This is a genomic window from Ectobacillus sp. JY-23, from assembly GCF_023022965.1.
Lineage (GTDB): Bacteria > Bacillota > Bacilli > Bacillales > Bacillaceae_G > Ectobacillus.
This window is the reverse complement of the sequence record NZ_CP095462.1, coordinates 3,017,914-3,040,239: the sequence shown is the minus strand read 5'-3', so window position 1 is coordinate 3,040,239 and position 22,326 is coordinate 3,017,914. Positions and strand designations below refer to the sequence as shown.

At 40.2% G+C, this 22,326-nt stretch carries 16 protein-coding genes and 3 pseudogenes; 2 read left to right on the top strand and 17 right to left on the bottom strand.

Annotated elements, in window-relative coordinates; translation table 11 throughout:
* Positions 1-77: 77 nt before the first annotated feature.
* The 4 genes from MUG87_RS15420 to MUG87_RS15405 all read right to left on the bottom strand — a co-directional run bounded on the left by MUG87_RS15420 (position 78) and on the right by MUG87_RS15405 (position 3,221).
* Positions 78-509: a cell wall hydrolase gene (locus MUG87_RS15420; RefSeq protein WP_247083306.1), complete on the bottom strand. Its 432-nt coding sequence runs from the start codon at positions 507-509 to the stop codon at positions 78-80.
* 832 nt (positions 510-1,341) lie between these two features.
* A complete protein-coding gene (gene arsC / locus MUG87_RS15415) occupies positions 1,342-1,770 on the bottom strand; it encodes an arsenate reductase (thioredoxin) (protein ID WP_124565418.1) in 429 nt (142 codons plus the stop codon).
* 21 nt (positions 1,771-1,791) lie between these two features.
* Positions 1,792-2,853, bottom strand: a complete 1,062-nt coding sequence (gene arsB / locus MUG87_RS15410) for an ACR3 family arsenite efflux transporter (RefSeq protein WP_247083305.1) — start codon at positions 2,851-2,853, stop codon at positions 1,792-1,794.
* Positions 2,854-2,876: 23 nt separating this feature from the next.
* Positions 2,877-3,221 carry an ArsR/SmtB family transcription factor gene (locus MUG87_RS15405; RefSeq protein ID WP_247083304.1) on the bottom strand — a complete coding sequence of 115 codons (345 nt, stop codon included), beginning with the start codon at positions 3,219-3,221 and terminating at the stop codon, positions 2,877-2,879.
* Between the two features lie 483 nt (positions 3,222-3,704).
* Here MUG87_RS15405 and MUG87_RS15400 point away from each other — a divergent pair, with 483 nt between their 5' ends.
* Complete coding sequence (locus MUG87_RS15400) at positions 3,705-3,959, top strand: hypothetical protein (RefSeq protein WP_247083302.1); 255 nt, start codon at positions 3,705-3,707, stop codon at positions 3,957-3,959.
* On the top strand, positions 3,956-4,582 hold the full coding sequence (locus tag MUG87_RS15395; RefSeq protein WP_247083300.1) for a hypothetical protein: 627 nt from the start codon (positions 3,956-3,958) through the stop codon (positions 4,580-4,582). Before MUG87_RS15400 ends, MUG87_RS15395 begins: the two co-directional genes overlap by 4 nt.
* 219 nt (positions 4,583-4,801) lie before the next feature.
* Here MUG87_RS15395 and MUG87_RS15390 read toward each other — a convergent pair.
* The 13 genes and pseudogenes from MUG87_RS15390 to MUG87_RS15330 all read right to left on the bottom strand — a co-directional run.
* Positions 4,802-5,026 (bottom strand): annotated as a pseudogene (locus tag MUG87_RS15390) (DUF86 domain-containing protein); the annotation flags it as partial.
* Positions 5,027-5,126: 100 nt separating this feature from the next.
* Entirely contained in the window at positions 5,127-5,429 is a 303-nt protein-coding gene (locus MUG87_RS15385) for a nucleotidyltransferase family protein (protein WP_247083297.1), read from the bottom strand.
* Between the two features lie 237 nt (positions 5,430-5,666).
* On the bottom strand, positions 5,667-6,071 hold the full coding sequence (locus MUG87_RS15380; protein WP_247083296.1) for a hypothetical protein: 405 nt from the start codon (positions 6,069-6,071) through the stop codon (positions 5,667-5,669).
* A 136-nt stretch (positions 6,072-6,207) separates the two neighbouring features.
* Positions 6,208-6,354 (bottom strand): annotated as a pseudogene (locus MUG87_RS15375) (sporulation protein YhbH); the annotation flags it as partial.
* A gap of 205 nt (positions 6,355-6,559) precedes the next feature.
* Entirely contained in the window at positions 6,560-7,294 is a 735-nt protein-coding gene (locus MUG87_RS15370) for a hypothetical protein (protein ID WP_247083295.1), read from the bottom strand.
* 17 nt (positions 7,295-7,311) lie between these two features.
* Positions 7,312-8,412 (bottom strand): annotated as a pseudogene (locus tag MUG87_RS15365) (RHS repeat-associated core domain-containing protein); the annotation flags it as partial.
* A gap of 105 nt (positions 8,413-8,517) precedes the next feature.
* The gene (gene yhbH, locus MUG87_RS15360) at positions 8,518-9,693 is read right to left on the bottom strand and encodes a sporulation protein YhbH (protein ID WP_124565927.1); all 1,176 of its coding nucleotides are present in this window, start codon (positions 9,691-9,693) and stop codon (positions 8,518-8,520) included.
* Positions 9,694-10,059: 366 nt separating this feature from the next.
* A complete protein-coding gene (locus tag MUG87_RS15355) occupies positions 10,060-11,955 on the bottom strand; it encodes a PrkA family serine protein kinase (protein WP_247083294.1) in 1,896 nt (631 codons plus the stop codon).
* Positions 11,956-12,306: 351 nt separating this feature from the next.
* Positions 12,307-14,376, bottom strand: a complete 2,070-nt coding sequence (locus MUG87_RS15350; RefSeq protein ID WP_247083293.1) for a sensor domain-containing protein — start codon at positions 14,374-14,376, stop codon at positions 12,307-12,309.
* Positions 14,377-14,760: 384 nt separating this feature from the next.
* Positions 14,761-15,237, bottom strand: a complete 477-nt coding sequence (gene trmL, locus MUG87_RS15345; protein WP_247083292.1) for a tRNA (uridine(34)/cytosine(34)/5-carboxymethylaminomethyluridine(34)-2'-O)-methyltransferase TrmL — start codon at positions 15,235-15,237, stop codon at positions 14,761-14,763.
* Between the two features lie 49 nt (positions 15,238-15,286).
* Positions 15,287-16,159 (bottom strand): amidase domain-containing protein, encoded by an 873-nt coding sequence (locus MUG87_RS15340; RefSeq protein WP_247087721.1) that lies wholly within the window; start codon positions 16,157-16,159, stop codon positions 15,287-15,289.
* Between the two features lie 54 nt (positions 16,160-16,213).
* The gene (queG, locus tag MUG87_RS15335) at positions 16,214-17,347 is read right to left on the bottom strand and encodes a tRNA epoxyqueuosine(34) reductase QueG (protein WP_247083291.1); all 1,134 of its coding nucleotides are present in this window, start codon (positions 17,345-17,347) and stop codon (positions 16,214-16,216) included.
* Positions 17,348-17,650: 303 nt separating this feature from the next.
* Positions 17,651-22,309, bottom strand: coding sequence for a pullulanase X25 domain-containing protein (locus MUG87_RS15330; RefSeq protein ID WP_247083290.1), 4,659 nt, complete (start codon positions 22,307-22,309; stop codon positions 17,651-17,653).
* Positions 22,310-22,326: the final 17 nt, after the last annotated feature.

Here is a 22,326-nt window from a genome sequence, read left to right as displayed (position 1 = left end):
AAACTATAAGAAAAGGCTCCGTTTAAAACGGAGCCTTTTCTTATAGTTACTAACATACATGTATATTACTGTTATTCCTAAAACACCCTTGGACATTCCTGCTGACTTGGTTGATAAAAACAATGCTCTTTATACTGCCCCGCTTTTCTTTGATTCCACCAAACCGCAGGACAACTTCCTGTCGGATTAAAGAACCAAAGTGAATTCCGTGCAGGGTGCCCTAGCCAATAATCCAAACATTTTTTGGCTAAGTCTTTATCAACTTGCCTAGCCCGCTGGTAAAAATATCCCTTTGAAACAGCCTCAAATGAATAACTTCCACCTTGCTGTTGATATACCATCTGTTGAATATTTGTAATGCCCTTAAAGTCTAAACAGTTTCCAAAAACCCTGTTTACGCCAACATTCCCAACCAACAACATACCCTGCTGTCCTTCCCCTTCTGCTTCCGCTCGCATTAAGCGTCCTAACAGCTCTATATCTGATTGTGTATATTTAATCCTCGGCATCACACATCACCCCATTCTATCCTATGTAAGCATATATGGATTTAATCCTGTGAGTGACTTGTTTTATGCAAGTATACCATTCATCCATTGCATGTTCCCGAGGACCTTAACAACAGGTACTTGTGTATGTTCTAGATAGTGATGAACGTTTTTTTGAAATACTTCGTACCACAGTATAACAGGTTGTCTGTTAGTGTTGTTCATCTGTGCCGTTGAAGAATATTTCAGTATTGCCTGTTTTAGTCGTTCTAGTTGATATTCATAATTTGGCGGGATCTTTTATATTTGTATCAATACGTGTGTTCATTTTGATAGCTCTTATACGTCAATAAACTTAGGATTGCGGAAATGAACAATATTAAGGGACACCTAAACTCTGTTTTACCCTCTCTCGTGCTCCGCTAGGCGTTCTTGCGGGACACCTAAACCCTGTTTTACCCTCTCTCGTGCTCCGCTAGGCGTTCTTGCGGGACACCTAAACCCTGTTTTACCCTCTCTCGTGCTCCGCTAGACGCTCTTGCGGGACACCTAAACCCTGTTTTACCCTCTCTCGTGCTCCGCTAGGCGCTCTTGCGGGACACCTAAACCCTGTTTTACCCTCTCTCGTGCTCCGCTAGACGTTCTTGCGGGACACCTAAACCCTGTTTTATCCTCTCTCGTGCTCCAGTAGTCTAGCGTTATACCCGCATTAAGAGTAAAACGCATATTTGTTCAAAGGTTGCAAAGTAAGGTAAATCCGAATTATAAAAAATAAGCGCACCTTCACTGCATGTTGGCTCTTATAAAATGAGCCGAGAACATGTTCTCGGCTTTTTTGCTCATTTCAATGGGCTTATTGCTCGTTTGGAAACTTACCGTGCTCGGCAAAATACTTCATCGCGTCACGAATCTCATCGCGTACGCGCTGGAATTCGGACCACTCTTTACCTGCCGGATCATCAAATCCTACATGAATCTTACGAGCATTTGCTTTATTCGGCCTTACAGCTGGGCAATGCTCCGCCGCATGACCACATAATGTAACAACTAAATCAGCATCATTTAAAATGTTTGGATCAATTACGTCAGACGTTTGATTTGTAATGTCTACGCCCGCTTCCTGCATGGCTTTGACAGCGTTCGGATTTAAACCATGTGCTTCAAGACCTGCGCTGTATACATTCCACTCGTCACCTAAGTATTGCTTTGCCCATCCTTCTGCCATTTGACTACGGCAAGAGTTACCTGTGCATAAGAAATAAATTGTTTTTTTGTTTGTCATGATGTGATTCCACCTTTTTTATTATGATGATGCGGTATGTTCCGCGAAATACTTACGTTTAAACCATAATGCTACATTAACTAATGCAATCATTACCGGCACCTCAACAAGCGGTCCAATAACGGCTGCAAAGGCAGCACCGGAATGGATGCCGAACACACCAACTGCTACGGCAATCGCCAGTTCGAAGTTATTACTGCCAGCCGTAAAGGCAAGCGTTGTTGTAACCGGATAATTTGCTCCTATCTTCTTACCCATATAGAAGGAGATAAAGAACATTACAATGAAGTAGATCAACAATGGAATCGCAATTCGCACCACATCTAAAGGCAAGCTAACAATCGTGTCTCCCTTTAACGAGAACATCACGATGATGGTAAATAATAATGCGATAAGTGTAATGGGGCTGATCTTAGGAATGAACACTTTCTCATACCATTCTCTGCCCTTCGCTTTGACTAACGTAAAGCGTGTCAGCATCCCCGCCAAAAATGGAATACCTAAGTAAATGAACACCGACTTTGCCACTTCAGCCATTGTGATGCTTACAACCGCACCTTCTAATCCAAGCCACTCTGGAATGATTGTTACAAACACATATGCATACACGGAGAAAAATAACATTTGGAACACGGAATTGAAGGCCACTAAGCCAGCAGCATATTCCGTATCACCTTTCGCAAGGTCGTTCCACACAATCACCATCGCAATGCAGCGCGCCAAACCAATCATAATGAGACCAACCATATACTCTGGCTTATCAGGTAAAAAGATAATCGCAAGTGCAAACATCAACACAGGACCAATAATCCAGTTTTGTACAAGCGATAATACTAATACCTTTACATCCTTAAACACACGGCCCATCTCTTCATAGCGTACCTTTGCTAGCGGCGGATACATCATCAATATCAATCCAATCGCTAGCGGGATAGACGTTGTTCCTACCTGTAGGCTATTAAGGCCATCGACAAAACCTGGCGCCGCAAATCCTAGCCCAATCCCCACCGCCATGGCCAAGAAAATCCAAAGCGTTAGATAGCGATCCAAAAAAACCAATCGTTTTTTCTCTGTATTCCCCATTTCCTCACTCCCTTTTCATGATGCTATAAACAACAACCAGTTGGGTTACTTAGCTCAATATGCTTAATCTTCTCTGTCTGCTCGGGAACATACCGAAGTATCTCCTGCACAAGAGGGTATAACTCGCTTTGTGTATGCAAAGAATAATAAATCCACTGCCCTCTGCGTTCTTCTTTAATAAGACCGACGTCTTTTAATTTGCGCAGATGCTGACTAATGGAAGGCTGACTCGTATCAAACACTTCGGTAAACTCACACACACAGCACTCACGCTGCTGCAGAATTGCGATAATGGTTAATCTCGTTTTGTCACCTAACAGCTTTAACGTTTGTGCGGTTTTTTCTATATCTAGTATGGTTTGCTGCATACATACGCTCCTTTCTATTAATTTAACAAATAATTATATACTTATATATTTGATAAAAACATACTTCTTATACGGAGAGTAGCAACAGCTTCTACGCAAAACCTTATTTTCTGTCCTTTTCATTGATAAGTATATAATCAAATACTTATATACTGCAAGTGAATAGTTCTACTTTAACATAATCTTTACATTTGGGCTGGGGCATAGAAAAAAGCAATACAGTATCTGTTCTATTGCTTTTGGCTCACCTAACTTTCTCATTCATTCTTTTAAGTACCATTCTATAGAACCGAAACTTCACATTAAACCTTATGAAAAGAAAAAGAGTTCTTTAGTTGCCTGTTTGGCAAGTAAAAAGTTCGTCATGATCCTTAAATGATTGAATTTTCATAATTACTTTTATTGGAAAAATACTGTCCGAGATATATAATTTTTTATTAGTAGGACTTATATACAAAATATCTACAGAAGGAGAAGTTAAGGATGAAAAAAACTGCAGCTATTTTAGTAACAGGTATTCGTGAGAACTTTGCACATACATACTCTTCTTGGGTAAATTCTTCTGGCTATACAAAGACAATACAAATAGACTTCACGCGCGATAATGGATATTATCCGGTAGTAACGAATTTCTCTCCTAACTATAACAATGATTCCGAACTGAAAAACCGGGCTTGGACTAACTGGTACAAGGGATATAAATACTATAGCTATCCGGAATACGGCTACAGACTATGATGAATTACATCTATCTTCTCTTATGCGGCTTCACTCTAATAAGTGCACTTACAGCAGGCTGCTCTAACTCACAAGAGTCCAAGAAAGCAGAATCATCCCAAATAATTGTGCAGAGCGAATCAGATCAAGATGCATTAGAAAATCCTATAAATCAAGAATATGAAGATCTGTTTAAACAAGATATCAAATCATTTCCTCCAAGCACTGATTTATTTCAAACTTCTATTATAGTGATACAAACTAATGAGAATTATATAACTTTTGAAGTGATAATTGATCACCCCAAGCAGTTTATGAAAAATGTAACCATACTTGGGGCTCTCGAAAAAGAAGCATGGCGTAGCTTACATGCCCCATTCCTGACTATAACTAACTTAATGGAAATACAAAGTTACCCTAAATCAACTACATTAAAAAACTTTACGATTGGTCCAAATATAAAGGATATTAAAGGAATCTCATCTTCGACATCATTTATGCTAAACAAGGGAGTTGGTCTACAGGATGTATTAAAAGATAGTCCTTATATCTACGTAAAGGTTAGTTGGTTAGATGAAAGAGATATAGAGCAAGAGCAATACCTAAAGATAGCGAGTGACCAATTTAAAGTAAACCCTTTTTAGCTCCCAAACGAACTTGGAAACTCTAAGGCAGGATTTCTTTAGAGTAAGGTATGCGCCAAATACTCCCCACCTATGAATGAACTGCACCCCGATTGTTAGACACAACTAACAATCGGGGTGCAGTTCAGAAATTGGTACGGAGTATTTTATGCTTTATTTAGCTTTTTCGGAACCCTCCATTCCTGAGCATTAGACTCATTTATGAATACTACCCAAATATTAGGATTCTTTTTCTATTATGGAAGCCATTTGCTTGCGAAGCGGTTGTAATTCATCTTTCATCGTTTCCCAAACTAATTCTAAATCAACAGCGTGGTACACATGTATCAATACATTTCGAAATGCAATCCAGTCCCTCCAAGACACTTCAGGATATTTACTTTGAAACTCTCTTGGAATCCGGTTCATTGCTTCACCAATAATTTCTAAACCCCGAATCGTGGCTTTTTGAGTTTTTCAATCCTGTTCATATTGCTCAAAAGATAAGCCTTCTATAAAAGAAAGTGTTTCATCAATTTCATTTATTATGTCGTTGATATGAATTCTATAATCCTTTGACATACCGAATATCCTCCTTGATATGAGGTTGTATTTCTTTACGAATACTTTCACTCGTCACGAGGTCAACCTCCCTGCCTAACAATCCTTCCAAGTAGAATTTCAGTCCCATGTACGATTTGAATTTTTTATGTCCATCATTAAACTTCACCAGTATATCAATATCGCTTGTTTCTGTCGCATCTCCTCTTGCAAAAGAACCGAAGATCCCTAACTGCTCAACGTTAAATTGCTTAATATCCATTGCCCGTTCTTGTAATTTTTTGAACAATTCTTCGTTATCCGTCATCGCAATTATCCCTCCTTCTTTTACTTTTAATGTTATTGCACCATTTCTTGCTTCAACAGGTGCATATTCTTTGGATTTCCCGAAAGCTTAGCAGTAAATCAATTCCAACATCTCTAATTTGACCGCTCCCCTAACGGAGGGGTACATAAATGGGGGAATATAAAAACACCAACAGCCTGTACTATTGGTGCTTAATTGCTCCGATACACATCCTGTGTCTACTTTCTTTACCTAATATCAATCATAAGTGTATGTTTTAACGATGTTACCCGGCAATGTTTCGCTCGTCAATTGGTTGATAGTATCGTACGTGTAACGTACTTCTTCTTCCGTAGCGGACGAGCCGACACGGCGGGTGATTTTTGTCCGGTTACCGTTCGCATCGTACTCGTAACGCTCTGTGAGAATCGGCGTCGCATTGGCAGTTGCGATACTCAGTGCTTCAAGTTGTTGGGCCGGATCGTATTGGAACGTTGCACCCGTCCCATTGCCTGCGATAGATAGACCTACATTGCCAAATTCGTCATAATCAAAATCGTACGATGTCCCTTGGTCAATAACCTTTGTATTTTGATTCAATGCGTTGTATTCGTAGTTAGCGGTATTTGTATACGCACCGTGTTGGATACTTTGTGTTTTCAACTTATGCGACCCAGGGTGATATGCTACCGCCTCTGTCGGTCATGCTTATGATTCTATTGTACTTGATATGTATATCTATTTTCACTAGATTCCTATTTCACACAAAACAAAAACCCCGCCTACGCGGGGTTCCCTTCTACCTCTTCGCCTCCGCTGCTTCCTTCTTGAAGAAGCTCTTCATCGCGTGGAAGACGTCGGCTTTTTGTTTTAGGATATAATACCGGAAATTTTCGTCGTGGATATTTTTGTAGGCAGACATGAGCGTTGAGTGACGGTTATATTGGTACAGCGAGCCAGGATATACCCGTGACTTATTAGTATTCCCTTTAAATTTTATATGTATACGTTTCATTCAATATATCTAATTACCAAGGACTGATGATTAGATTTTCTGCTTCTAATTAATTACCTCAAAATTGGTATCATGGGAGTGTAAAGAAGGTACCAGTTTTTAAATGATACCTTCCTTTTCATAACAGAAACTACTTTCAAATGAAATCAATAGCAACCGACCACTCCTGAGCGTTAGATTTGCTTATTAATACTACCTCATTATTAGAACGCCATCTTAGCTTTCCTAAATGCCTTGTAAAAGCAAAACCATTGGGTCTCTCAGTTTGTAAAAGAACTCTTTTTACCTCTTCATTACTACCATACTGTTTAACAACCATATAGATGTCATATGTTTCAATATCATGTTTACACCATATCTCAGCAATTAGCTGTTTAGTACGATTCGCTTTTTGCTCCCATACATATTCATTTGTATAGTTAACTTCTACAACTTTTTTATATGCATAATCAAATGGTTTTACATCCCAATTTAACTCTTGAGAAACTAAGCATATTCCTTTCCATATACATTCTAGAATTAGTACCTTTTTTTCATGATTAGACAACGATGTATAATGATTGTAATTGAAAGGAACATATACTTCTGTGAAACCATCCACATTTTCTATATTCGTACATTGTCCCATCTCAACACAGTTAATAATTAACTTTGTTGTTTCCTTTGTCCTATATTTACCCAAATGATACTTATACAGCTCAGTAATACATTGAACTTCGTCTCGAAATTTCATGCGCTTTTTTTTCCAATTTTCTTCATAATCGAAACGTACTGCTTCTTCTATTGTGAATTTTTTACTTTTAATAATCTCGTTAATTTTTTCTTTGTATTCAACATAGGGCATGTCTAAATCAATATCTTTTAAGAGCACTTCGTAACCTCCTGATTTTATCTTCTACGACTTTTTGGAACTGGATTTGTGTGCAATCTTAGACTATTACCTTCTCTATCTCTTTTATAAGTCCAATTCCTCTCCCAATTTAATGCCAATTTTCTATTTGGAATATTTTTAATAACTATCCTCGCCCCATATAAGGGTACTTTTCTTCCTTTATTCCACTTTCTCACTTGTTGATTTGCCCTTGGTGAAGTACCATTCTTATTCAATCTCCTTCCGCTAATTCCAACTTTAACTACATCGCCAGTTTTTATGTTATATATTTCATAACCATGTTGCCTTTTTTTACTACTTTTACTGTTTCCATGTACCTTGGAAGGCATATATGCTGGATCTTTTTTTAGTATTCTATAAAGAGTGCTACCAAATTCAAAAGCAGCTTCTCCTCTTTCTCCTCGAATACGTTGTGGGCGTTCACCATCTAAATCAGCTAACATCACCGGGTTATTATCCGCATACGTATACCCATTCTGCGTAATCGGATCATCCGCGTCACCTGGATCTGGGTCTACCGAAATAAACACACCATGCACCGGATGATAATACCGCGCCATGAGGTAATACATGCCGATTTCTTTATCGTACATGTATCCCGCATATCCAAATGGATTATCTGCTGCCAAGCCTTCTGCATGGCTTGGCAGCACATTGCCCCACGCATCGTACGTATATTGCGCCACGACTTTGCCTGTGCTGTCTGTCATCGCAATAACATCACCGTGTGGGTTGTAGTGATAGTAGAATGTTTGGCCTTGCGTTTTCATCGCGAGACGTACGCCGTTCGCATTGTACACGTACTGCCGCAGTACCGCACCGCTTGTATTTGTTTCATACAATACGTTGATGCTGTCGCCGTCATAATGATAACGGGTTGTGATGCCATTCACTGTTTTTTCAATGCGGCGACCGTCGTCGTCATACTTGTAGGTCGCAAACGGTGTTGTTTTGCCTGTTTCTGTAATACTGATGAGCTGGTCCGCACCGTCCCAGGTATACATATATTTGCCGTCAGATTTGCGATTGCCATTCGCATCATAGGTAAGTGTTTCTGTACCGTATTTCGTTAACTGGTTTCCACTGTTAAATGTCGCAGTTGTGATCGTATAGTTTTTCTTATTCCATTTTACTTTATATGTATATCCCTTTTCACTAGATTCCTATTTCACACAAAACAAAAACCCCGCCTACGCGGGGTCTTACCTCTTCGCCTCCGCTGCTTCCTTTTTAAAGAAGCTCTTCATCGCGTGGAAGACGTCGGCTTTTTGTTTTAGGATATAATACCGAAAATTTTCGTCGTGGATATTTTTGTAGGCAGACATGAGAGTTGAGTGACGGTTATATTGGTTGACTTCCCCATATCCAAACATATTACACACCTTCATCAGCTCCTGCACGAGCTTGACGCAGCGCGCGTTGTCAGATGTGAGGTTGTCGCCGTCCGAGAAGTGGAACGGATAGATGTTATAGCGGCTCGGCTGGTATTTGCCGTCTATCACCTCAAGCGCTTTTCGGTAGACGGATGAGCAAATCGTACCACCGCTTTCTCCTTTCGAGAAAAACTCTTCTTCTGATACAACACGTGCTTCAGTATGATGGGCGATAAATTCAATATCGACCGTTTCATATTTGGTACGCAAAAAACGAGTCATCCAAAAGAAGAAGCTGCGTGCCATATATTTCTCCCAAATGCCCATCGATCCGCTTGTATCCATCATCGCCAGCACAACAGCCTTTGATTCCGGTTTGAGCACTTCGTTCCAGGTACGAAATTTTAAATCCTCCGGATGGATAGGGTGAAACGATGGCGTACCACTCATCGCATTACGCTTGTAAGCAGCAATCATGGTTCGTTTTTTATCAATATTGCCCATTAATCCTGTTTTGCGAATATCATTAAATTCAATGTGCTCTAGTTTATTTTCATCTGCTTCTTTTTTCTTTAAATTTGGCAGTTCAAGTTCATTGAATAGTGCTTGCTCGAGCTCCATTAATGAGACTTCTGCTTCATAATAATCTTCTCCGGCTTGATCGCCAGCTCCCTGGCCCTTTCCTGGTCCTTTTTGCTGGCCGCTCCCTGATCCATCTCTTGCGACAACGTCACCGACCTTGCTTTCACCTGACCCTTGCCCTACATGTTTGTTTTTATCATAGTTATATCGAATTTTATATTCATCTAGCGAGCGAATAGGTATTTTGACAACGTCCCTGCCGTTAGACATAATGATACTTTCCTCCGTAATCAAGTCGGCGAGATTGTTTTTAATAGCCTCCTGTACCTTTTCTTGATGACGCTGCTGATCGTCATGTCCTTTACGGTGGAGGGACCAATTCTCTCGGGAAATCGTATAATTGTTCTTGTTGTCCTCACTCATGCATTTTCCCTCCTATAAGCTTGTTGATTAAGGCTCTTTTGTTTTAGATTGTGTTAGCACTTGTTGATTGGAATGAAGAGGATAAGACTCCTACGGGAAGCCCCCCTAACAGAAATCAACAACGAGCTTTAACAGCATTTAATAAAAATAATTCCGTCCACATGCACATTATGAGCGTTGCTGCATAAAGTATTGTGTCGGCTTTTTCCTGTAAACGTATGTGATGGTTGGTTACTCTATCATATGCGATATTGTTGAATAATTGACAAATTATTTCGATAATTATAAGCCTCATTTTTCACTGGACAAGATGCCCCTAAGCTCCGGTGATACAAAAAAGTATGCCAAGATGGCATACTTTTCTTTTTATCTGTTCAACAAGCTGCCTACATAGCGAAGCAATTCGTTGGCAGATGTAGAGTTATAGCCGTATTCATCTATCAAGCGCGCTACAACCTCGTTGATTTTCTTCAGTTGATTTTCATCTGGCGTTTTGGAGGACGTTGTAATTTTAACAACATCTTTTAAATCCGCAAACAATTTCTTTTGAATCGCTTCGCGCAAACGCTCATGCGAGTTGTAATCAAATCGTTTGCCTTTTCTTGCGTAGGCAGAAATACGGATTAAGATTTCCTCACGGAACGCTTTTTTCGCGTTCTCAGAAATGCCGATTTGCTCCTCGATGGAACGCATTAGCTTCTCATCTGGATTCATTTCTTCACCTGTTAGCGGATCGCGAAGCTTCGCTTTGTTGCAGTAGGCTTCGACGTTATCGAGGTAATTATCCATCATCGTTTTCGCAGACTCTTCGTACGAGTAAACAAATGCTTTTTGAACTTCTTTCTTCGCGATATTATCGTATTCTTTTCTGGCGATAGAAATAAAGTTCATATAGCGGTCACGATCTTCGGTGCTGATGGACGGATGCTGGTCTAAGCCGTCTTTTAAGGAGCGCAACACGTCAAGCGCATTGATGGAAGGCACCTCTTTTCGAATGATGGTGGACGAAATACGGTTGATAACGTAACGCGGATCAATACCACCCATTCCTTCGTCCTGGAATTCACGCTGCATTTCTTCCACATCAATGGAGTTATAACCTTCTACCATTTCACCATCATATAAACGCATCTTCTTAATCAAATCAATGTCAGGTCGCTTCGGTTCTTTTAAACGTGTTAGGATGGTGAACATAGCGGCAACACGTAAGGTGTGCGGGGCAATATGAACATTGGATACATCACTCTCGCGAATCATTTTGGCATAAATCCGCTCTTCTTCGCTTACGCGCAGGTTATATGGAATTGGCATAACGATGATACGAGAATGAAGTGCCTCATTTTTCTTATTTGAGATAAAGGAACGATACTCCGTTTCATTCGTATGAGCGACAATCAGCTCATCCGCCGAAATTAATGCAAATCGGCCGGCCTTAAAGTTACCTTCCTGTGTAAGTGACAGCAAATGCCATAAAAACTTTTCATCGCACTTGAGCATCTCCTGAAACTCCATCATCCCGCGGTTAGCTTTATTAAGCTCTCCATCAAATCGGTATGCACGCGGATCTGATTCAGAGCCGTACTCGGCGATGGTGGAGAAATCAAGGCTACCCGTCAAATCTGCAATATCTTGGGATTTCGGATCGGAAGGACTAAACGTACCGATACCGGTGCGGCGATCTTCAGAGAAGAAAATACGCTCCACGATAACATCTTCAATATGGCCATTATACTCCTTCTCAAGGCGCATGAGGTTTAACGGAGAAAGATTCCCCTCAATACGTACCCCATATTCTTCGTAGAAATCTTGACGTAAATGATGCGGAATGAGATGCAAAGGATCTTCATGCATTGGACATCCCTTAATGGCGTACACGGCACCGCGATCTGTATGCGAATAAGCCTCAAGACCGCGCTTTAACATGGTTACCAAAGTCGATTTACCACCGCTGACCGGACCCATTAATAACAAAATCCGCTTTCTTACATCTAAGCGCTTCGCGGATGGATGGAAGTATTCTTCCACCAGACGCTCTAGCGCGTCTTCCAGCCCAAATAGCTGGTTACTAAAAAATTGGTACTTTTTCTTCCCTTCAATTTCTTTAATCCCGGCATCTTTAATCATGTTATAAATGCGCGAATGGGCTGTTTGTGCAATCCATGGTCTTTCCTTCACCAAATCCAAATACTCTCTAAATGTACCTTCCCATTTTAATAGCTGCTCAGTTTCCCGGTGCTGTTCAATCTTTTTTAGAATATCCATATGGAACCTCCCATTCTCTTCTTCAAAAAAGGATTATTATAAACTTATGCAAGGATGTCCTCGGATTATGAGTATGTATTGCAAAATTCAGAAATTCGCTACCAACAGATTCTAAAAATCAGCTATAATGAAGATGCGGGGATTCTAGGCAAAGGGAGGAAACGATCATGAAATTCATGTTAATTTTAGGTGTGATGATCGCATTCTTAAGTGCAATCTTTACGGCAGGATACAATGATAAACCCGGTGTAAAATAAGAAGGACATATACAGATCGTTAACAGTTTATCTGTACATATGGTCTCATGTTTGCGACAATAAGAAAAACCTGTCCATTCTGGACAGGCTTTTCTTATTCATCTACTAGATATAAATGTTCCATTTCGGGTGCCGGAAGCGGTTTTTCAAAATAATAGCCTTGCGCGTATACCGCATTCTTTTGCTTTAAGAAACGGATTTGCTCTGCATCTTCTACCCCTTCAGCAATGACTTCTAAGCCGAGTGTTTGTGCCAAATGAATAATTGCCGTTGTAATCTTCGCATCTCTTTCATCAGCATTTACTTCTTGAATAAAAGAGCGATCAATTTTAATTGTATCAATTGGGTAACGTTTTAAATAACTAAGTGATGAGTAACCTGTACCAAAATCATCAAGATGAATACTAATACCTCTTCGTTTCAACTCTTTTAACACTTGTTCAGATTTCTCATCGTGCATAAGAGCACCTTCTGTAATCTCAATGACTAATAAATCGGAAGAAATACGATATTTATGTAATGCATCATCAATTGTTTCAATAATTCTTTGTGAGCGAAATTGCTTTCCTGATACATTTACTGCAATCGGTACTGGCTGATAACCAGCATCAATCCACTCTCGTAGCTGACGACATGCTTCAAATAATACCCATTCATCTATTTTAAAGATTAAACCAGTTCGTTCCGCTAATGGAATGAAAATATCTGGTCTTATATTACCGAGTTCTTTATTGTGCCAGCGAATTAAAGCTTCCATTCCCATTACTTTTTGATTCAGTAAGTTAACTTGCGGCTGATAGTAAAGCTGAAACTCTCCTCGTTCAAGCGCTCTGTTCATGTTTGTTTTTAAAGACAGCTGTGCCTCTTTTGCATCATCTTGCCGATTGTCATAAAAATTATAGTGACTTTTGCCTTGTTCTTTAGAAGCATCGAGTGCAAAATCTGCACGTTTTAATAACGTTTTTTCATCATTGCCATGCTCAGGGTATAGTACGATACCTATGCTGGCGCCTAAATGAAAGCCTTCCCCTTGAATTAAGAAGCTTTGTTGAAAGATAGCTTGAATTCGTCTAGCTGTTTCCTCAACGCGCTGTTGCTCATGTTCTTGAGTGAGTATGACAAATTGGTCACCATGCTGTCTAAATACCTGCGCTGATCCTACACTTTTTTCTAATCGTCTGGCAACCTCTTTTAATACCTCATCGCCTTCTTTATGTCCGTAAGTGTCATTAACCATACGAAAACCATCTAAATCGACTAAGATCACAGCGAATTTCTGTTCCTTTGTAAGCCATTCTGACAGCGTTTTTGTACAAGAGATATGATTTTGTAAGCCTGTTAGTTGGTCATAATATGCAAAGTATTTGGTTTGTAAGTCATTTAATGCTTGATGAGTAATGTCCCGGGCGACCATATACATACCCTTAATTTCATCATTTATAATAATGGGAATCGTCTTAAGATGTACATAAAGTAGGTTGCCATGAACATCTTGACATGACTGCAAAGCAATTTCTACAGACTCCCCTTTTAATGTACTGAAAAATGCTTTTTCATATACAGTTTGGTTTTCTTTAGAAACATATTCAATCATCGGCCGACCTGTCAAGTCTTTTGGTCCATACCCAAACATACTGTAAGCAGCGGGATTCGCATAACCAATAATCCCCTTTTCGTCCAAAGAGACAATCGCATCACTATTATATTCTAGAAGCGACTCATATCTCATCTGACTTTCCACTAAACGATTTTGTTCTTGAATCCGATCTGTTATATTTCTCGTAATGCAAACAACATATTTACATACATTATTTACAACAATAGGGTTTAATAGTGATTCATAATATTCATCTCGTTCTACTGTACGTACAACGTCTTGAAACACATGAACCTGTTTTTGCTTTACTACGTTTTTATACACCTGTTGCAACCCTTCTGCACTCTCAGGAGAAAGAACCTCTTGAAATGTCTTTTCATAAGCTTGTTCTGTTAAGCCTGCATGTGTCATTGCTCGTTTATTCATATATGTATACCGAAATACAAACCGTTCTTCCACACGCACGACAAACACCAAATCTTGAATCGTGTTCAAAAGCTCTTCGTGTATCAATTCATCTATGAAGTTTTCAGAAGCTATGATTTGTTTCAAGATGTTTTCTTTCATATCATCTGCAACCTATCCCTTTATTTTTCTATATGTATATATTTTAATAAATATCTTACTGTTTTGAAATAAGATATTGTAATATTTTCTTGTTATTACGTAATTTTTTTATAGAATTAACTTTCGTATTTTTTGGTTCTGATTCTAATTAAAAAACAAGCTTAGGCTGAAGCCTACCGACATTCATCTCCCACCTACTCACTGGGCTGTCGCCCTTCACGTTCCTTGAGGTGGGAGTCTTCTGTCGGAAAATGATAAAAGAACTGCCAGTCGGCAGTTCTTTTATATTTAGGCTGCGTTACAGTTCTCTGTTAGTTGGAGGCGAGAAGATCAGATCCTTAATCAACAAGTATCCCTTATCACCATTACGCTTGAAAGCAGCCTTTATTTGATTAAGTCTGGAAAATCTTGTTGACGCAACGCTTCATATACAAGAATTGCCGCTGTATTTGACAGGTTTAAAGAACGTACATTTCCTGTCATCGGAATTCGTAAGCAACGCTCTAAATTAGCTTGAATAACCTCAGGCGGTAAACCTGTTGTTTCACGCCCAAAAATAAAATAATAATCTTTTTCCACATTGCTGTAATCAAATGTCGTATGCGGCTGTTTTCCATGCTTTGTTAAGTAGAAAAACTCCCCGCCTTCATTGGCAGTGAAAAAATGCTCAAGATTGTCATAGTAATGAATTTGTACAAATTCCCAGTAATCCAAACCAGCACGCTTCAACATTTTATCATCTGTAGAAAAACCTAAAGGACGAATTAAATGAAGATGTGCTCCTGTTGCTGCGCATGTACGCGCAATATTACCTGTATTAGAAGGAATCTCTGGTTGATATAAAACTACATGTATTGCCACAATCAGTCACCCCGTTTATTCTTTCTCTTTATTATAACAGGAAATGCATTTAATACACATTGTCCAGAATTCTAAAAAATTTGTATTTCATCTGCGGCGTGTACTTGCTTGAATCTTCATAAGACCAATAGCGTTTTCTGCTGTCTGCGGAATGGGCATTGACGAGTGGCATGCCATTCGCATCTTTACCTGTAACAATGGTAGTATGATTCCACCTTCCATCATTTTCGAAATCATATGCAATAATATCACCTAACCGTAATTCTTCTGGTGCCTTTACTTGTTCCGCAAGAGGGCCTGTTGGTGTATTTGTCAAATATAGCTGAAACGAATGTGCTACCGACCAGCTCCAGCTCCATTGATTATTTTGTTGCCACCAACCATTCCCTACACGTGGATAACCAGTCATTGGAATTTCACCAGCATGCAAGCACTGCGAAATAAAGTTTGTGCAATTGTCTGGGAAGTTATTGTATCGTGGATTACGGCTGTTCCACCATGCTTCTGCATACTTTACGGCCTCCATACGGTTGTATTTATAGGGTAACCCAGACCCTTTTCCCTTGGTCGTGGGTCGCCCTACATCTTCCCACTCGTCAGCATTACGATACATAGAATGCACTTTACCGTCTCTCATTAGCACGTCAGAGCGCTCCATACATTCTTCTTCAATATATATAAAATCCTTTTGTTTGATGAGATACTCAAAATGTATCATATAATTGATTGTTTGAACCGAGCTTTTAGACGGAACTACGCGTGCTGTGCATTTCACAATCTCTGCGTCACGTCGGCAAAGCAAATCTTTTTTTCGAATGGCAACGTCCCGCCAATCCTCAGGTAATTGCAGCTCTATTCGACTGTCGGTAATAAAATCTATATAGCATTGTGTGAGTATACGAAGTCTTTCCTCTATCTTCATCATCACACCTCCTCATTTTACGATATGAGGAGGACAAAAGAAACTTGTGCTTTTTTATTGACTTTCTAGCATGCGGATACCTTTTTCCATCTCAAGCAACACTTCCAAATCGGTTTCTTTCTCTTTCGCATACTGAATAGCTATGAGAGATTCTTTGACACCGATTTTTCCAAGAGCCCAAGCAGCTGTACCGCGCATAACAGGGCGAGAATCTTGTTTCATTACATCGATGAGGTCTGGAACTGCTGTTTCATCCTTAAAATGCGCCAAAGCTAATATTGCGTTACGCTGAATTGGCTTTTTCCCTCGCCACGAACCGGACATTGGTCCATATTTCTCTTTAAATTCTCGATTGCTTATCGTTAAAAGCGGCTTTAGAAGCGGCTTCACAAGTTCCGGATCTGGTTCCATCTCAGGATGGTGATGAAAATCTATCCCTTTGTTTTTGGGACACACAGTCTGACATGTGTCACATCCATATAGACGATTGCCAATTTTATCACGAAATTCATCAGCCAAAAACCCTTTCGTTTGTGTCAAAAAGGCAATACAGCTCTGTGAATTTAGTTGTCCGCCAGCAACAAGAGCACCTGTTGGACATACATCAATACATTTCGTACAAGTACCGCACTGATCTTCAATGGGTGTATCTGGTGTAAAGGGAAGGTTTGTAATCATCTCACCTAAATACACATACGATCCAAACTCAGGTGTAATGATAGAGCAGTTCTTCGCGCTCCAGCCAATTCCTGCTCGCTCCGCAACCGCACGATCGCTCAGCTCTCCTGTATCTACCATAGAACTAATCTGTACATGAGGAACACGTTCACGCAAAAATGCCTCTAGCTTCTCTAAACGATCACGAAGCACAGCATGGTAATCACGCCCCCAAGAGGCACGGCAAAACATACCACGGCGCTCTCCTCTTTTACTCTGCGGCGCGTTTTTTAACTTTGATGGATATGCCAACGCAATGGCAATAATTGATTTGGCCCCGGGAAGCAATCGCTCTGGTTCTGTTCTTTTTTCGATATCAGACTCTTCAAACCCGGATTGATAGCCTAGTTGTTGTTGGACAAGCAATCGCTGCTTTAATTCCGTAAAAGGTTCCGCACTGGCAAATCCAATTTTATCAATTCCAATTTCTTTACTATATTGAATAAGCTCTTGCTTCAAGCGCTCCATCATCTAACACCTCCATCCTCGGACAAATTAAAAAACGCAATGCCCCGTTTTTAATAGTAACGAAACACTGCGTTGATCACAAGTTAATAGGTCGGCGAACGATGTTACCATCTGTCCGTACTGCTGAATATGTTTTTGATTATATCATTGACATGTGAAACAAGCAAGAATTTTAGCGAAAAAAGTCGAAAAAAACTTTTATTAAAAAACCTTTTATTAATTCAAAAAAATCCTTACTCCCTAAACATATACGATTCCTTTTAGAAAACCTTAACATAAAAGGCCTTCTATAGAAGGCCTTTTATGTTACTTTGCTATACGTTTGCGATACAACAACGCTAGTCCAATTAACAACAAGATTACACCTGCTGCCAATACATTATAGACAGAAGTTGCTGTATCCGGTAAGTTCCCTTTTTCTTTCGTTTCTTCCGGAGTAGGTTTTACTTCTAAATCGCCCTTACCTGGATCTGTTCCTTCACCTGGGTCTGTTCCTTCACCTGGGTCTGTTCCTTCACCTGGGTCTGTTCCTTCACCTGGGTCTGTTCCTTCACCTGGGTCTGTTCCTTCACCTGGGTCTGTTCCTTCACCTGGGTCTGTTCCTTCACCCTGACGTGTAACAGAAACAACAAACGACTTTGTGTTCTTGCCAATTGCACCGCCATCACCTTTGAAAACGCCAGACTTATTCTCTTCAGAAGGCTCAATTGAAACGGTAACGTCGTTTTGACCAGGTTGAAGTTTTACTGTATGACTGAATGTCATGTCCGGGTTCACTACTACGTCTTCTCCGCCAATCTTTAATACGCCCTCTTTAATGGCATTTCCTTTAAACTCAACTGTATCTCCGTTTACAACAGCACCATTTTGCGGAGATTCTAATACGACTGGTTTATCAATCCATCGTAATATACGATCTTGCACCACCATTTTGTTGTTTCCTTGGTTTTGAACAACAATTTTTAGGTCTGTACCCGATGCACCATAGCCATAATAGCTGATATCGTCATCAGTTGCATCACCGTTATGATCAGCAAGACCTTCTTGATCCCAGCTTTGACCTTTTACATATTTGTAGGTTACCTCTGTGCCCTCCTGCAATTCAACTGTATACTCCCAATCTGGTGTAACAGCACCATTGCGGCTCATTTCCCATGCACCTGTATTCCAGCCATTCAAGCTGCCTGGCATTGTTAATTTTTCGGATAGATCTGTATAACCTGGTGCATTTACTTTAAATGTAACCTGAACCATAACAATATCAGGCTTACCTACTACTTGATTAGAATCCGTATGGTTTCCTGCTTTATCATATACACGAACTTGATACTTATATTGCTTACCGTTCTCCACTTCATAGTCACGATAAGATGTTTTTGAGATATCCTCAAGACCTGCAACAACCTTACCATCACGTACAATTTGAATCAGGTATGGATCTTTTGCATCTTGCAATGTCCAGTGTAAGTTTACTTGTCCAGACTCTTGCACTGGTTCAGCCAAAGTTACACTTGCAGCTGGCTTTTCTATATCGCTAGTATTTCCTGTAAATACAACTGTTTCAGTAGGGGACACTTTCCAGTTGCGACCGTTGTCAGAACTGAATGCTACTCGGTATTCATATGTTCCTACTTCGTATGCGCGGAAGGAAGCTGAAAACACGTTTTTACCGCCATCTTGTCCTTCATATTTACTTGTATATGCTTCCCACTCGCCATCTGGTGCTTTTACCTCAAGCTTTGCGGTTACGCCTTCCGCTGCTTCAGTATCTGTTGCGCCGGCTAATTGTAGGGATGCGGCTACAAGATGTACTTTAGATAAATCAAGAACCTGATTTGTTAGCTTTGTTACATCAGAAATTGCTGCATTTGTTAAATCATAATGAGGAATAACCGCACCACTGACATAGGCCAGATCTGATTCATTTCCTTTATCATCAAGAGCTGCCACAGCAAAGTAATAATTGCGGCCGTTTTCCAATCCTGTTAATGTCACAGAAGAATCAACCGTTTCTTTTACCTTTTGATACAAAGCACCTTCGATATTGGATTGGTATACAGCATACTTGCTTGCTGTACCGTTCCAAGAAAGGGTAACTTCTTTAGAACCCTCTTTTGCTTTTACGTCTGTTGCTGGTGCTGGTTTTTCTGCTACATCAGCTAGCAGCATACGTCCTGTTTTCGCAGGCACTGTCACTTTTACCATACCATTCTCAACAGTAGCTTGGAACGATGAATCTAGTTGATCAACAAGTTTTAAACCATTTGTCCATGCAACCGGAATTTCAACTGTTTGTGCATCGCCTCTGTTAATTACCACAAGTGCAGCTTGCTTGCCATTATCACGGCTATATGCGAATACGTCACCGTTTGCATATACATGCGCAAGCTCACCGTGCGCGAATAAATCAGCATTATCCGTACGAACCTTCGCCACCTTTTGATAGTGTGCGATTAAGTCTTTATCTTCTTTACCCCATACATACGTACGACGATCATCTGGATCTTTAGATCCTGTTACACCTGCTTCATCTCCGTAATAAATGGTCGGGGCACCTGCATATCCCATTTGGAAAATAGCCGCAAGCTTCAGACGTTCTTTCCCTACTTCATAGCTGTATTTCTCATCCCACTCCGCACGTTCGGAAGAATCACTTCCGTTACCAAGTAAGTACACAGCACGAGCCGTGTCATGAGAGCCCATCAAGTTCATTAACGCGTAGAAGCTTTCACGCGGATAGTCCTCTTGAACAGCTGTTAGCTGGTTTTTAGCACCTTCAGCTTTACCGTTTTTCAAGAAGTCCATCACAGCGCGTTCAAAACGATAATTCATAACAGAATCGTATTGGTCGCCTACGAAGTACTTAGATGCATCATCCCAAATCTCGCCTAAGATGAGTGGCTCTTCACCGCTCTTAAGCGTCGGACCTGCACCTACCATTTTTGTTTTTAATTCTTTGCGGAATTCTCTCCAAAACTCGCTGTCTACCTCGTTCGCTACATCCAAGCGCCAGCCGGATCCACCCCGGTTTAACCAACTTTTTGCTACAGAATCATCTTCATAGAAAATATAATCTGCAAACGGCTTGTTGTTTAGCTCACTGTCATATTTAACAGCATCACCTGGAATAGATTTAATTTCTGGTAAACTGTCAAAGCCCCACCACGCCTGGTACTTATAACGCTCATTTTTCGTTCCAACATCTACTTTTTCATTTTCAATGTTGAACCAGTTATGGAAGCCATATGAACTAAATGTCTGTCCTTCTTTCTTGAACTTTTCTTCAGCTAATTTCTTAGCTTCTTCTTCTGTAATACCTTTCTCTTTCATCAAATCATAAATAGTTGCCCAATACTCATATGCGCCAACTGTATCATATTTGTTGTAACGGTCGAAATAAATAGAATCATCCGCAACATGGTTGAACACACCATCTAAAATTAAGTGCATATTACGCTTTTCTAACTCTTTTACAAATGCCTCAAACTCTTCAGGCGTTCCAAACATCGGATCAATGACCTTAAAGTCTGTTGCATCATATTTATGGTTGGAAGCTGCTTTAGCGATTGGGTTTAAATAAATTGTGTTTACCCCTAACGATTGGATATAATCTAGCTTTTCATGAATACCTTTAATATCACCGCCGAAGAAATCGTTGCTCCACTCTCCGTCGCCAGTATATTTATCTGGATATTTTTCCCCAATACGAGGGTTGTCCGGATATTCCTCCCAGCTTTTCGGGTGCTCAATTGGTTGATTACCGCGCGCTGTATCTTTTGCAGTATCATTTTCCTTATTTCCATTATAGAAACGGTCAGGGAAAATTTGATATACAACGGCTTCCTTCATCCAATCTGGTGTTTTATATGCTGGATCATATGCTGTCAATTGGAACAAACCAGCGTTCTGATCCTCTGCTTTACCCGTTCCGCCTTCTGTTGTATCCTCGCCATATTCAGCTGTTGCTTCATTATCGCCTACAATAAACTTATAGCCGTGCACACCCTTTTTCTCAGGTGTAAATTTCGCTTCCCAAAATTCCACATTTTCGTTTCCAACTGTTGTCCAGCCAGCGTATGTCATTTTTACTACTTTTGTATCGCCTGTTAAGTAGTTTTTCACATACACACTTGCACGCGTTAAATCATCTTTTTTGGCGGACAAACGAAGCGTTACTTCTTTGCCAGCAGGTACAGCACCAAATGGCTGACGATATGCTTGCTCCCATGTGTTATGAGATAGCTTGTCTTTTGTCACTGTGCTATCAGATCCACCTGGATTATAATCCGTTAAGATCGTTTTCGCATTGCTGTCAAAAGTAAACGTAATTTCTGCATCGCTTAACACATTCAACTTTGCGTTGTCCTGTGGGTATGCCTCATCCCAAGTAGTACCTAAAACAACTTTGTATTCATATTTTCCTTTTGGTACTATTGTTTTAAATGTGTAAACGTTATCAAAGTTATCATCTGTAAATAATGCCGTTGACTTATCAGGTGTCCAAGCATCACCTGCTTTAATTGCTGGTTGGATATCTCCAACAAGACGCGGCTGCTTTTCCTTTGCGATAGCTTGATACCAAGTGGAATCTGCAATTTTATGTGTACCGTCGTGGTAATAGAATGTTACTTCTGTATCTTTATCCAAGGTCAGCTTTATATTATCGCCGCCTTTTGCACCATCTTTACCGTAGTTTTCATCCCAGCTACCGTTAATTGCAACTTTGTATTCATAGCTGCCTGCCTTAAGCATGCCTTTTAGCTCATAAAAGCCGTTTCCAACAGCTGTCATTTTTGTTTTCTCAGCTGAAGGATCCCAATCTGATGTATGTCCCAACTGCTGTTGTAAATTTCCTACGAGATGCACAGTACGCTCTGCAGCCTTAACAATAGGTCCTGCATAAGAAAGCATCTGCAATAAGAGCGCAAAAACAAGAAAAATAGACAAATTTCTTCTGCTTCTCATAATTCCCTCCCCGAATT